Consider the following 12,742-nt stretch of genomic DNA (forward strand, 5'->3'; position numbering starts at 1 on the left):
TGTTAATGATTCCAGGGGTTAATCACCTGCAAACCATCGATAGTCACAAAATCTTTTGTGTTGCGGGTAACCAATATGAGTTCATAAATAACAGCGGTTGCAGCAATAATAGCATCAGGCAATTTTATGCCATGCTGCTTACGTATTTCAGCGGTTTTTAGCTTCACCGGCCGTTCAAGCTCAATTAGTACGGTATCCTGAATAAAGCTATGGAGGATTTCAATATCTTTTTCAGTAGCCGTTTTCCAACACAGTAGCTCAATCTCAGTAATAGCCGAAATACAGGGTATTGCTTCGGCGAGTAAGCCATCCATAAATTCTTCAGCGCCAGCAGGAAACTGACGCTGCAAATAGTAGATAACCGTATTAGTATCCCAGAGATATTTTATTCCCATCCGTTCCGCAATTCGTCAAGTTGGTTCGCGATATCCGGCAATGGTTGTTTGGTCATTGCTCCTTTATAACGACTAACAAGACTGTTTCTCTCTGGCTGAGTTTTCTCACGATGCAGGCGTATAAGTTGCAAACCCTCAAGATCCTGAAGGAGCTTCATCGCTTTATCATTAAGAATATCTATAGTGACTGTCTGTACCATGCTTTTTTGAAAATATTTTTCTAAACCCTCAACCTAGTTATTCTTCAACTCACATCTACGATGCCGTTCCTTTAAACGAACTATGCCTATACCAATATAGTGCTAATTTGTGTGTCTTTCAAGTTAACCGCTACTTCCACTGCATTACATCGAGCACATTGGGGCAGAACTCATATTCTTCGGGCTGATTGGAGCCAATGAGCAGCAACTGATCCGGCGAAAGTTGCCGCACCTGTTCCTGATACCAGGCTGCTCCCTGCCGGTCGAGGTTTGAGGTTGGCTCGTCAAGAATCACGATCGGCGTATCCGAAAAAAACGCCAGTCCGAGCTTTACCCGCTGTTTCATGCCCGACGAAAAGTATTTGATCTCCTTATGCCGGGCGTGGCTCAAAAACATCTTTTCGGCAACAGTTTCGGGGGTCAGATTGGCCTTAAAGGGCTTGAAGGTCTGGTGAAACGTCAGCAATTCATCGAGCGACAGTTCTTCAACCAGTTCGAGGTAAGGCGCAGCAATACTGATTTGTCGAAACCAGTTGTCGGCTTCCAGTATGTTACCGTTTTCAATGTATTCGAGTTTGCCTTCTGTTTGGGGCAGGTTTCCGGCCAGCAATTGCAATAGCGTTGATTTCCCGCTGCCATTAGGCCCCACAAACGTGTAGCTTGTTCCGCCTGTAAGCTCCAGGCTTACCCGCCGAAAAATCCATTCTTTCCGATACCGTTTTCCCAGCAGCTCGGTTCTGACAATCATACCTGAATCCCGTAAAACGAATAATGGATAATGAACCTTAGGTTCATTATCCATTATTCGTCATATATACTACATTATTTTATTCTCTTTCGCTGTTTCCGGCCGGTCCTTTCATGATACCACGCTCTGAACTACGGATAAAATTAACGATTTCGTCGCGTTCATCCGAGGGTGGCAACTCCAGTTCGATCTGCGTCAGTGCTTCAGCGTTGTTCAGGCCACGCAGGTAGATATAGCGATAGATTTCCTGAATTTCGTTGATTTTACCATTTTCGTATCCACGACGGCGCAGGCCAATTGAGTTAATACCCGTATAGGAAAGAGGTTCCCGCGCAGCTTTAGTGAATGGCGGCACATCTTTACGCACCAGCGACCCGCCCGAAATCATGGCATGAGCACCAATTTTCACCCATTGGTGTACCGAACTCGATCCGCCAATAATAGCCCAGTCGCCCATATGCACGTGACCAGCCATCTGAACATTATTGATAATGAGGCAATGATTCCCGATCCGGCAATCATGCGCTACGTGCGCATAGGCCATAATCAGGCAATTGCTTCCGATTTCGGTTTTCCAGTGCTCTTCGGTTCCGCGGCTGATGGTAGCGTATTCGCGAACGGTTGTATTATCGCCAATGAACGTCAGCGTATATTCATTATTAAACTTCAAATCCTGTGGAGTCGACGAAATAACCGCTCCCGGATAAATCTTACAGTTACGGCCAATGCGGGCACCCTCGTTGATAACAGCGTGCGAACCAATCCACGTTCCTTCGGCGATTTCAACGTCTTTGTGGATGATGGCGAATGGCTCAATCACCACGTTTTGCGCAATTTTCGCTTCAGGGTGAATGTAGGCTAATGGTTGAATCATTTTTTCCGTTCAAATCCGTACGGTTTATGGTTTACGGTTTATGGTTGCTCCGCAATAGAGACTACTACCTGGCGGAGCAACCATAAACCGTAAACCATAAACCACACACTACTTTTTCTTTACCAGACTGGCAATCATGTCGGCTTCGCAGACGAGGTTGGAGTTGACATAGCCCCGGCCCTGCATTTTTACAATACCTCGCTTCATGGGCGAAGTAAACTCACATCTAAAAATTACGGTATCGCCCGGCAAAACGTTGCGTCGGAAACGACAATTCTCGATACCAATTAAATATGGCCAATAGTTTTCCGGATCAGGAACGGTGCTAAGCACCAGAATACCACCCGTTTGCGCCATAGCTTCGAGTTGCATTACGCCTGGCATAACCGGATTGCCCGGAAAGTGACCTGGAAAGAACGGTTCATTCATGGTTACGTTCTTGATACCCACAACGCTGTTTTCATCGAGCGCAATAATCTTATCGATCATCTGGAATGGGTAGCGGTGAGGCAGCAACTGCGAAATTCGGTTAATATCCAGTACGGGAGGCTGCTTGGGGTCGTAATTAGGAACCTGATTGGCCGCGTTTTTCTGGATAAGTTTCTTGATCTTCTTCGCAAAAGCCACATTGGCCGCGTGGCCAGGCCGGGCTGCCAGAATCTGCGCCTTGATGGGGCGCCCAATCAAGGCCAGATCGCCAATTACGTCCAGCAGTTTATGCCGCGCCATTTCATTAGGGTAGTGCAGCTGAATATTGTTCAGAATGCCCTCCCGCTTATTGACGCTCACTTTGGGTTTGTTCAGCAACTCAGCTAGATAGTCGAGTTCACCATCTTCAACATCCCGATCAACAATAACAATGGCGTTGGTCAGGTCACCCCCTTTTATGAGATTCTGTTTGTATAACGTTTCCAGTTCGTGCAGAAAGACAAATGTTCTGGAACTAGCAATCTGTTCCGGAAACTGGCTTATATCATTCAGATAGGCATGCTGGCTGTTGATTACTTTCGAATTATAATCAACCATTACCGTGAGTCGATAGTCGTTCAGCGGTAGAGCAGCCAGTTCAATATCCTTTTCCGAATTCCGATAGTGAACGTATTCATTAACCTCAAAATAGTTACGGGTAGCGTTTTGTTCCTCGATCCCTGCCTCCTGGAGTGCGTTGATAAACTGGATCGACGATCCATCCATTATAGGCGGTTCGGGTCCATCCAACTGAATAAGCACATTATCCAGTTGAAGCCCAACCAGTGCAGCCAGTGTATGCTCAACGGTATGCACCCGGGCACCGCTCTGTTCGAGAGTGGTGCCACGCGAGAGGTCGACCACATTGTCGACATCAGCATCGACAACAGGCTGGCCTGGCAGGTCGATACGCTGAAATTTATAGCCGTGATTGGTGGGGGCGGGCAGGAAAGTCATTGTAGCCGAAACGCCCGTGTGCAGGCCCACACCCGATACCGAAACGGCTTTCTGAATCGTCTGTTGTTTGGTATTCATTCTTATTCAGTTTTCAGAGTTCAGTTTATGATTTATGGTTTACGGTTTATGGTTGCTCTGCCTGTTAGAATCTTACTGCTGCGGAGCAACCATAAACTGTAAACCATAAACCGAAAACCATAAACTGAAAACTATTTTTCCGTTTTCTTTTCCAAATCATTCAAGCGCCGTTCCAGGTCCGGCAATCGCCGAAAAACTGCCAGTGAGCGCATACTTTCTTTCAGGCCAAACGCAGGAGAGCTGTTGAGCGATGTATTTTCTTCCGTTACATTCTTACCAACTCCCGACTGAGCTCCCACCTTTGTTCCATTTGCAATCGTCAAGTGACCGGCAAAACCAACCTGGCCTGCAATGACACAATTTTCGCCAATTTTGGTTGATCCCGAAATTCCGGTCTGAGCAGCAATGACTGTATTACGGCCAATTTCAACATTATGACCAATCTGAATCAGATTATCGAGTTTAACGCCCTGCCGAATAATGGTCGATCCCATTGTTGCGCAGTCGATTGTCGTATTGGCTCCTACATTAACAAAATCTTCCAGAATCACATTGCCCAGTTGAGGAATAGTCTTGTAAGTGCCATCGGCCTGTGGCGCAAAACCAAAGCCTTCGCTACCGATAACCGCATTCGGATGAATGACACAATATTGACCAATAACAGAGTTATCCAGCACCCGCGCTCCGGGATGAATAATGGTATTATCGCCAATACGAACATTATCGCCAATATGCGCATGAGCATGAATTTTGACGTTATGCCCGATTCGGCAATTCCGTCCAATGTAGGAAAAAGCGCCACGATAAATCTGCTCACCAACCTGCGTTCCATCGCCCAGGTAGGCAGGCTGTTCGACTCCCACGCGGGCAAAACTCATTCGGTGATGATACTCTTCGAGCAGGCGGGTGAAGGCCGTGTACGAATTTTCAACAAAAATCAGGGCAGCCGAAACTGGCTTTCGGGGCTGAAATGAACGATCAACAATCACCGCCGATGCCTGGGTAGTGTAGAGGTGGGGTTCATATTTCAGATTCGACAGAAACGATATATCGCCCGGTCTTCCCTCCTCTATTTTGGCTAATTTGGTAATTGCCAGCGTATCATTTCCGGCGACCTCTCCACCCAACAACGTAGCAATCTGCTTGACTGTAAACTCCATATGCGTATGTTAACCATCGCAAAACAGCCGCTCATACCGACTATTTTGGCCGCTAAGGTAGGCAACAAATTGCACTTTTCGGATAAAATGCCCGGAAATCGTATCGATAATTTGGTAAGTTAGCAAGTCATACGTCTACCAGCCCATTTTCTGAGTACTTCGGGTGCCTAAACTCTTTATTGGCTTATCGATTTACTTGTTGTTTTCAACTCTTTAGCCCAACAAACATAATACCGGCGAACGATATTTGTCAGAACCTGAATGTTCGATAAATCGGACGCATCAGCAATATCGATTACGTGGCCGGTTTTCAGTTTGATGGCAATTCGATCCTGCGTAGGCAGGTAGGCTGCATTGGTAGCCTGCCCTTCAACCAGAAAGTAAGACAAGTCTTCATCGGCTAAACCGGTCCGACGTAGCTGCGTTTCGAGTTCCCGAAGGAGTTCACCTGCAAAGGGCTCCGTCGACAACACGATCTTGAACAATCGGCGATCGAGCAGCATTTGGCAAAGAGTAGCCAGCACCGTATCGTTGTGGAGTGCCCACTGTTTTATGCAGGCCCACACATCATAATCGTCGAGTTGGGTAAAGGCATTGATATACATACGACTCGACAAAAAAGCATCCAGCGATACGCTTTCGCGCAAAAACAGCATAAATGCATCGGAAGCAAATACGGTTTCGCCCTGACGAAGCAAAAACCGGGCCCGGCGTAATATCTGAATTAGCATCGACTCACAACAGATTGATGTCTTATGCAGATATACCTGCCAATACATCAACCGGCGGGCATTCAAAAAATTTTCGACGCTCAGGGTACCTTTTGCCTCAACCACAAGCTGATCGTCGACCAGGTCGAGCATTTTAATAATGCGTTCGGCACCAATAGCGCCTTCGGCCACGCCCGTATAATAGCCATCGCGATTGAGGTAATCCATCCGATCCATATCCAGCTGGCTCGAAATCAACTGATGAAAAAACGGTCGTTCGTAAGTACCCTCAAACATTTCGATTGCCATTGAGAGCTGACCGTCGAATTGTTGGTTTAGTTCATGCATCAGCAGCAGTGAGATGCGCTCATGGTGAACATCTTCGAGCAGGCAACACTCCAGTACGTGCGAGAATGGTCCGTGGCCAATATCGTGGAGAAGAATAGCGATCTGGGCGGCTTCGCACTCTTCATCGGTCAGGTAGTGGCCTTTGCTGCGAAGCGTGTGCGTGGCCTGCCCCATCAGATGCATGGCGCCCAGGGCATGATGAAAGCGCGTATGCAGAGCCCCCGGATATACATACTCCGACAATCCCAACTGTTTGATTCGCCGGAGTCGCTGAAAATAGGGATGTTCGACCAGATCGAACAGCAGTTCCGACGGGATCGTGATGAACCCATATACCGGATCGTTGAGGATTTTCTTTTTGTTAGCTGCTGGCATTGAGCAAAGATAAGCAGACTGGCCTACAGCATTTACAGGAATTTTGTCAGATAATCGTACGGGTACTGGAATTCTTCTAAAAAATTCATAAATTTGCACCGCTAAATCTGAGCAATCAGTTAGCAATGGGCTTGTAACTCAGTTGGTTAGAGTGCCTGACTCATAATCAGTAAGTCCCAGGTTCGAGTCCTGGCTGGCCCACCCTCATTATCAGCCACTTAGCATAGCAGCCAGGTGGCTTTTTTATTTCGGTTGCAATACATTTTTTGAGGTTCTTTTCCCATTGCAGTAGTTAGAAAGTAAAGCCTTACCAGGTTGCATGAATTCAAGGGCTTGCCAGGTTGACACGTAACGGCAGTAGGCAAACCATTTAGTTTAACCGAGCTTTCAGGTACCGTACTTTGGCCCGCTTTAGCATGATTCGGGCACGTCGCTGCGTATATGAATTATAGGATAGATAGATACCATCCACGTTCATTCCTGTTGGATCGACAGAAATGGCCGGATGGGTTGAATCGGCCGGAATCTGCATCATGCCATATTCATCGTTGATTGTGCGATCCTCATTGTGGTATTCGAACCTGGCCGCATTCGACTCTACCCAATCCAGATACTGATTCACCACCTGTTCGATTTCGCCGTCAGTCGAATGAGCAGGCAACTGATTTGGCCGGGCTACAGAATCCAGTTTACCCATCGTTTCTGAACGAGCCATTAACTGACACCCCTGTGAGATCCAGCCGACCCCTAACAGCCATAGGCCATACACATACGCTCGCATCTTATCAAAATCGTTACTATTTATCATCGGCCATCGACCAGAGAGCTGTATCCGACCCTGCCGCTTGCCTCAGATGGGTCATACAGCAACTCACCACACACCATACAACTAACTGGCAATCAAGTAATAGAAATACTCCATTTCTCCTAAAGCATTTATATTCTATCCTTTTGACTACATTAAGTCCTATCGGACACCCTTCCCGGCCAATGAATTTTGTAGAATAAGTAGATCATAGCTTCTTTCTGCCCCAGTTGATCGTACAAATTCACGGCTGTACATGGGCAGAACAGCAATGGCCTGAGTGCTGGCACGTCTACAATATTTTTAGATACCTTTATCAAACAGTAGGCTTTTTGCCTAATTCCTTGAAGGGGGTTCAGCAATGGTCATTGAACATACTTAGCCCGCTTATTGCTTCCTCGCCCATGCCTGTACGTGCTACTTATGCCTTATTGTTACTACTGGTCCTTACTGGACTGGCTTCCTGCCGGTCGGCTAAAACGGCATTGCTGGATAGAAGCCAGCAACGCAAATATTGCGAACCTGCTTTCCGCTTCAATTACGATTCGACATATACCCCCAAAACGGACTTGGCCACGGTTTTACAAACAGACACCCTACTCCGGCAGCTTTTTTCGCTGCACGATTTGCAGGTAGCCAATGCCACGGGGGTTTTGCCCATACTGAAGGAACTGGTTGCCCTGGAAAACGGGATGCCGGGCACGAACGCTGAACTGATTTCCGAAAAGCGGCAGGAAATTTATAACCGAATGCTGATTGCATCCATGGAAATTTCGGGCATAGCCGCCGAACTGGATTGTGAAGCCGAACGAGCCACGCGACTCGCCACCTACTTACAACAACGCGACAGCAAACGAACACAACGCCTAACGATTCTGTCGGTGATTGCCGGTGCCGTTACTACTGTTGCTACCGCACTTATTCAATCAGACACCCCCAACAAAACGGTCAGCATTGGAGGTGGGCTCACTAGTGCTTATTTTGGTGGTATGGCAGCCTTTTCCTCGAAACACACCATTCATCTGGTCGATCAGCGGAATTTATTGACCGACATCTGGAACCAAAGCCCAGAGTCTGCCATCTACTCTCCTTTTGTGTGGTATGTTCTCAACGAAAAATCGTTCAGCTACGGTGGTCAGCACTCAATTCGGTATAACACGCGGCTGCGCTGGCAGAAATACGATCTGGCAGGAATGTCGGCCCAGGATTCAGCACTTTATTTCGGTACGGAAGGCAATTATGCGGCCGATGATCTCCTCACCCGGTCTGAAATGCTGAACCAGTTGCAGTCGGCAATTCGGCTTATCGATCAGGATTTACAGAGTTTCCTGCTCAACTTTTCAGTCTATTCCAAACGGAGGCAGTCCAGATAAAAGCGCCGGAGTTCTCACGGCCCCCTTTGTTAACATGTTCTATCAGCAACCGCTCAACGGTCTTACTACTGTCTTGCGGGCTCACGTTAGCTAATTCTGCTATCCGGTAAATGATTGATGGTACTAGGTAGTAAAGGCCCGGAAGCTACTTAATATGTTCAGGACTACTCAATGCTTAGCCATAACGCCCGATGACCAGAATCTTTTTCCTGTCTATTTTTTCTTTACTCTATGCAACCGCCAGTCTGGCGCAGCAGGAACTACCACTCTACACCGAAGCCATTCCCAACGCCAAAGACACACCCGACGAAGAAACCAGGCGGGACGATTTTATAGTCTCAAAAGTATCGCGCCCAACGTTAACGATTTTTCTACCGACAACTGGCAAAGCAAATGGGTCGGCTGTCATCATCTGTCCGGGCGGTGGCTATGGAGTGCTGGTAATGAAACGGGAAGGCTACGATGTGGCCAAAGCATTTACCGATATGGGCGTTACGGCCTTTGTGCTCAAATACCGGCTACCGAGCGACCGAACCATGACCGACAAAGCTATCGGCCCTCTACAGGATGCTCAACAGGCCCTGAAAACCGTTCGACAACGTGCAACGGAATGGCACATCGACCCGCAAAAAATAGGGATCATGGGATTCTCGGCCGGTGGTCATCTGGCCTCAACAGCCGGAACGCATTACCAGAACTCGCTGATCGGTAACCCTGACAATATCAGCCTTCGCCCCAACTTTATGATTCTGGTTTATCCTGTTATCAGTTTAAATGAATCAATTGGGCACACGGGCACCCGCACCAACCTTCTTGGTGCTTCGCCTTCGGCAGATTTGATCCGCCGGTTTTCCAACGAACAGCATGTAGAGGCATCGACCCCGCCGACCTTTTTGACACACGCTGGCGACGATACGGTTGTTCCTGTAGCCAATAGTCTGATTTTTTACGAAGCGCTGCATAAACAAGGTATCCCGGCCGATATGCATATTTACACACAGGGCGGTCATGGATATGCGAAAACACCCGCCTTCGAAGAGTGGTTTGGCCGTTGCAGGCACTGGCTTCAGGAACTTAAGATGATGCCCTGATTAGCTAAAAATCAACCGTGCCTACAACGAACACAGACATAAGGACCGACCGTAGCATCTAGTGCTAAAAACGGCCCTGGTTCATTAGGCTTCTCTGCTTTTAGCCTTTGAGCTATATCAGTAATAGCTTATCCGTCGATCCTGATGAAAAACAAGGTTATCCTGCCAATACTATATGCTGGTTTTATGCTAACCGCAGCGGCACAGGTTAAACAGAATGCTCTTCCAACTACCGGCTACCTGCAAAATCGGGCACCGCTCCATCCGAACGCGTATCTGCAACTTCCGTTAGGCACCATTAAACCCAAAGGCTGGCTACGGGAAATGCTGGTTCGTCAGAAAACTGGAGCAACGGGACACCTTGATAAGCTCTATCCGCTGGTAATGAACCAGCGCAATGGCTGGTTGGGGGGCAATGGCGATCAGTGGGAACGCGGGCCTTACTGGATCGATGGGCTGCTGCCACTTGCCTACATCCTGGACGATGAGGAACTAATTGCAAAAGCCAAACCGTGGGTTGACTGGGCCATCAACAGCCAGCAACCCGATGGCTATTTCGGTCCGTCGAACGATTATCCGCATGAAGCAGGCATTCAGCGCGACAATAGCCGCGACTGGTGGCCCAAAATGGTGATGCTAAAGATTCTACAGCAGTATTATTCGGCTACGGGCGACAAGCGCGTCATCACCTTAATGACCAACTATTTTAAGTATCAACTTCAGGAACTCCCTAAAAAGCCACTCGATCACTGGACGTTCTGGGCACGCTACCGGGGTGGCGATAACCTGATGATTGTCTATTGGCTTTACAACATTACAGGCGATAAATTTTTGCTGGACCTGGGCGATCTGCTCCATAAGCAAACCTTCGATTATACCACTGGTTTTCTGACTACCGATATGCTTTCGCAGGCGGGCAGTATTCATTGCGTCAATCTGGCTCAGGGCATTAAGGAACCGCTTATTTATTATCAGCACCACCCCGACAAAAAATACATCGACGCCACCAAAAAAGGCATTGCCGACATTCGTAAATACAATGGCATGGCCCACGGCCTATACGGGGGCGACGAAGCCTTACATGGCAACAATCCCACTCAGGGATCGGAACTCTGTTCGGCCGTCGAAATGATGTTTTCGCTGGAAAATATGCTGTCGATCACGGGCGACGTTGGTTTTGCCGATCATCTCGAAAAAATTGCGTTTAATGCCTTACCGGCCCAGATTGCCGATGATTTTATGAGCCGCCAGTATTTTCAACAGGCCAATCAGGTGATGGCGACCCGGCATACCCGCAATTTCGATGTCAATCATAGTGGTACGGACCTCTGTTTTGGCCTGCTGACGGGTTATCCTTGCTGCACCTCCAATATGCATCAGGGCTGGCCAAAATTTACGCAGAACTTATGGTACGCCACACCCGACAAAGGGTTAGCCGCGCTCGTTTATTCGCCGAGCGAGGTGAAGGCATATGTTGCGAATGGTACAGCCGTATCGTTCAGCGAAGACACCAGCTACCCCTTCGGCGAAACCATCCGCTTTACGCTATCGCTCGACAAATCCGTCAAATCGGTCTCGTTTCCGTTCCACCTTCGCATACCCGAATGGTGTAAACAGGGCATTATAACTATCAATGGAAAAGTCTGGCAGGAAGTCGCAGGTAATCAGATTGTAGCGATCAGCCGCGACTGGAAACCAGGCGATGTGGTTGAACTGACCCTGCCGATGCACCTGTTCAAAAACACCTGGTATGAGAATTCAGTATCCATTGAACGGGGGCCGATCACCTACGCGCTCAAAATTGGCGAAGAAGTGAAGCAGATAAAGAACGACAAAGATCCCATTGACTACGGTTCGACTTATGCCGAAATTCGCCCGGCAACGCCCTGGAATTACGGTTTGCTCAACGTATTGGACAAAACACTTAAGGACAACTACGTGGTAGAACAAACAGGAGCAACTACTACCTATCCCTGGAATCCCGAAAACGCGCCCATACAAATCAAAACCAAAGCCCAGCGGATTCCGTCGTGGCAACTCTACAATGAAATGACGGGGCCAATTCCGTACAGCATCACCTATGGCCTGCAAACGACCAGCCAAACCGAAGAAATCATATTGATTCCCTATGGCTGTACAACGCTGCGCATTTCGCAGTTTCCGGTTCTGGGCAGGCAGTAGAGCGGGGATTTCTCATTCGTTGTATGGAAGGAGCCCCTAAAAATGCCCAACAACTAGTTCATTCGGGGAAGCCACATGCCCATTGTTGCGCCAAAAATTCCGATGCCCGTGATAAGGGCACACAGAAAAATCAGGGTTGCCGTCAGCAGACTAAATACCCTGCTTTGTTTTCTCTGAGCATACCAATACATTTCCAGTATGACCAGCGAAAGCGGCACAGCATATGTAAATACGGAGAGTATGGTCAGAAATGGTCCGGTGAATGTTTTCGGATCGAACCCAACCGGTCCTCCGTTGATGAGTAGCCAGCACATCAGCCCTATCCGAAAAAACCAGACGCCATTGGCTACCATAAACAGCCGCAGTGCCCATTTTTCATGAGCGCGAAATTGGCGGGCGCGTGCATACCGAACCGCCAGTAAGGCAAACGAAATGATATAAATGGCCTGAATACTGATGCTAATGTGCTGCGTTGCATCGCCGACACTACCGCGTGTCCAGACCATTGTCAGTCCGGCCGCGCTAATCAGTATTGCCAGGGTTGCATACAGCCTGCCCAGCCAGCGATGAAACCCTGGAAAACTCCGGCGAACCTGCGGAATGAGTTGTAATGGTCCGCCTATGACCATGATGGATGCCAGCAGAACGTGTATGCCAACCACGAGATTCCCTTTCCAGTCGCCTTCAATATACCCTTTAGGTAAGACGTCGTTCCATCGGCCGAAATCGCCTGTTATAGCCGTTCTTACGTACATCAGCAGAATATATCCACCAAATATCCATTGTCCGGCCGTTGCCACCACCAACCATGTCGCAGCCGACAGGGTGAGCAATCGTGTGGCAAACGAACCCGTTGTTTTTTCGGGCAACAACACATCCGTATTGGTCATCATCGCAGAAAGAAAGTTAAGTTCTGGCCAAACTTAAGATCGGCTCTTCCGACGCTAATTAGACAAATGTCCAATACGGATGAACGGTT

At 48.2% G+C, this 12,742-nt stretch carries 12 protein-coding genes and 1 tRNA gene; 4 read left to right on the top strand and 9 right to left on the bottom strand.

Features of this window, described 5'->3' with window-relative positions; genetic code table 11:
• Positions 1-2: 2 nt before the first annotated feature.
• The 7 genes from WBJ53_RS25230 to WBJ53_RS25260 all read right to left on the bottom strand — a co-directional run bounded on the left by WBJ53_RS25230 (position 3) and on the right by WBJ53_RS25260 (position 6,313).
• Positions 3-395 carry a type II toxin-antitoxin system VapC family toxin gene (locus WBJ53_RS25230; protein ID WP_338871376.1) on the bottom strand — a complete coding sequence of 131 codons (393 nt, stop codon included), beginning with the start codon at positions 393-395 and terminating at the stop codon, positions 3-5.
• The gene (locus tag WBJ53_RS25235; protein ID WP_338871378.1) at positions 386-595 is read right to left on the bottom strand and encodes a hypothetical protein; all 210 of its coding nucleotides are present in this window, start codon (positions 593-595) and stop codon (positions 386-388) included. The genes WBJ53_RS25230 and WBJ53_RS25235 overlap by 10 nt, the downstream gene beginning before the upstream one ends.
• 130 nt (positions 596-725) lie before the next feature.
• Complete coding sequence (locus WBJ53_RS25240; protein ID WP_338871380.1) at positions 726-1,343, bottom strand: ATP-binding cassette domain-containing protein; 618 nt, start codon at positions 1,341-1,343, stop codon at positions 726-728.
• Positions 1,344-1,422: 79 nt separating this feature from the next.
• Entirely contained in the window at positions 1,423-2,217 is a 795-nt protein-coding gene (gene lpxA / locus WBJ53_RS25245; protein ID WP_338871382.1) for an acyl-ACP--UDP-N-acetylglucosamine O-acyltransferase, read from the bottom strand.
• 108 nt (positions 2,218-2,325) lie between these two features.
• Entirely contained in the window at positions 2,326-3,720 is a 1,395-nt protein-coding gene (locus WBJ53_RS25250; protein WP_338871384.1) for a bifunctional UDP-3-O-[3-hydroxymyristoyl] N-acetylglucosamine deacetylase/3-hydroxyacyl-ACP dehydratase, read from the bottom strand.
• 131 nt (positions 3,721-3,851) lie between these two features.
• Complete coding sequence (gene lpxD / locus WBJ53_RS25255; RefSeq protein WP_338871386.1) at positions 3,852-4,880, bottom strand: UDP-3-O-(3-hydroxymyristoyl)glucosamine N-acyltransferase; 1,029 nt, start codon at positions 4,878-4,880, stop codon at positions 3,852-3,854.
• Positions 4,881-5,056: 176 nt separating this feature from the next.
• On the bottom strand, positions 5,057-6,313 hold the full coding sequence (locus tag WBJ53_RS25260) for an HD domain-containing protein (protein ID WP_338871388.1): 1,257 nt from the start codon (positions 6,311-6,313) through the stop codon (positions 5,057-5,059).
• 127 nt (positions 6,314-6,440) lie between these two features.
• Between WBJ53_RS25260 and WBJ53_RS25265 the strand changes: the two genes are divergently transcribed.
• Positions 6,441-6,514: transfer RNA gene (locus tag WBJ53_RS25265), tRNA-Ile, on the top strand.
• Positions 6,515-6,683: 169 nt separating this feature from the next.
• Here WBJ53_RS25265 and WBJ53_RS25270 read toward each other — a convergent pair.
• Positions 6,684-7,121, bottom strand: a complete 438-nt coding sequence (locus WBJ53_RS25270) for a hypothetical protein (protein WP_338871390.1) — start codon at positions 7,119-7,121, stop codon at positions 6,684-6,686.
• Between the two features lie 401 nt (positions 7,122-7,522).
• On the opposite strand from WBJ53_RS25270, the gene WBJ53_RS25275 reads away from it, so the two are divergent.
• The 3 genes from WBJ53_RS25275 (at position 7,523) to WBJ53_RS25285 (ending at position 11,763) form a co-directional block, all read left to right on the top strand.
• Positions 7,523-8,491 carry a hypothetical protein gene (locus WBJ53_RS25275; RefSeq protein WP_338871392.1) on the top strand — a complete coding sequence of 323 codons (969 nt, stop codon included), beginning with the start codon at positions 7,523-7,525 and terminating at the stop codon, positions 8,489-8,491.
• A 191-nt stretch (positions 8,492-8,682) separates the two neighbouring features.
• Complete coding sequence (locus WBJ53_RS25280) at positions 8,683-9,582, top strand: alpha/beta hydrolase (RefSeq protein WP_338871394.1); 900 nt, start codon at positions 8,683-8,685, stop codon at positions 9,580-9,582.
• Positions 9,583-9,726: 144 nt separating this feature from the next.
• The gene (locus WBJ53_RS25285; RefSeq protein WP_338871396.1) at positions 9,727-11,763 is read left to right on the top strand and encodes a beta-L-arabinofuranosidase domain-containing protein; all 2,037 of its coding nucleotides are present in this window, start codon (positions 9,727-9,729) and stop codon (positions 11,761-11,763) included.
• A 53-nt stretch (positions 11,764-11,816) separates the two neighbouring features.
• Here the strand turns inward: WBJ53_RS25285 and WBJ53_RS25290 are convergent, their stop codons facing one another.
• Complete coding sequence (locus WBJ53_RS25290) at positions 11,817-12,656, bottom strand: DUF2306 domain-containing protein (RefSeq protein WP_338871398.1); 840 nt, start codon at positions 12,654-12,656, stop codon at positions 11,817-11,819.
• Positions 12,657-12,742 lie beyond the last annotated feature (86 nt).

This window comes from Spirosoma sp. SC4-14, from assembly GCF_037201965.1.
GTDB lineage: Bacteria > Bacteroidota > Bacteroidia > Cytophagales > Spirosomataceae > Spirosoma.

Coding starts and splice junctions, on each gene's coding strand:
- WBJ53_RS25250 (WP_338871384.1), bottom strand. CDS start 3,720: ATGAATACCAAACAACAGACGATTCAGAAAGCCGTTTCGGTATCGGGT.
- WBJ53_RS25260 (WP_338871388.1), bottom strand. CDS start 6,313: ATGCCAGCAGCTAACAAAAAGAAAATCCTCAACGATCCGGTATATGGG.
- WBJ53_RS25280 (WP_338871394.1), top strand. CDS start 8,683: ATGACCAGAATCTTTTTCCTGTCTATTTTTTCTTTACTCTATGCAACC.
- WBJ53_RS25270 (WP_338871390.1), bottom strand. CDS start 7,121: ATGATAAATAGTAACGATTTTGATAAGATGCGAGCGTATGTGTATGGC.
- lpxD (WP_338871386.1), bottom strand. CDS start 4,880: ATGGAGTTTACAGTCAAGCAGATTGCTACGTTGTTGGGTGGAGAGGTC.
- WBJ53_RS25240 (WP_338871380.1), bottom strand. CDS start 1,343: ATGATTGTCAGAACCGAGCTGCTGGGAAAACGGTATCGGAAAGAATGG.
- WBJ53_RS25230 (WP_338871376.1), bottom strand. CDS start 395: ATGGGAATAAAATATCTCTGGGATACTAATACGGTTATCTACTATTTG.
- WBJ53_RS25290 (WP_338871398.1), bottom strand. CDS start 12,656: ATGATGACCAATACGGATGTGTTGTTGCCCGAAAAAACAACGGGTTCG.
- WBJ53_RS25235 (WP_338871378.1), bottom strand. CDS start 595: ATGGTACAGACAGTCACTATAGATATTCTTAATGATAAAGCGATGAAG.
- lpxA (WP_338871382.1), bottom strand. CDS start 2,217: ATGATTCAACCATTAGCCTACATTCACCCTGAAGCGAAAATTGCGCAA.
- WBJ53_RS25275 (WP_338871392.1), top strand. CDS start 7,523: ATGCCTGTACGTGCTACTTATGCCTTATTGTTACTACTGGTCCTTACT.
- WBJ53_RS25285 (WP_338871396.1), top strand. CDS start 9,727: ATGAAAAACAAGGTTATCCTGCCAATACTATATGCTGGTTTTATGCTA.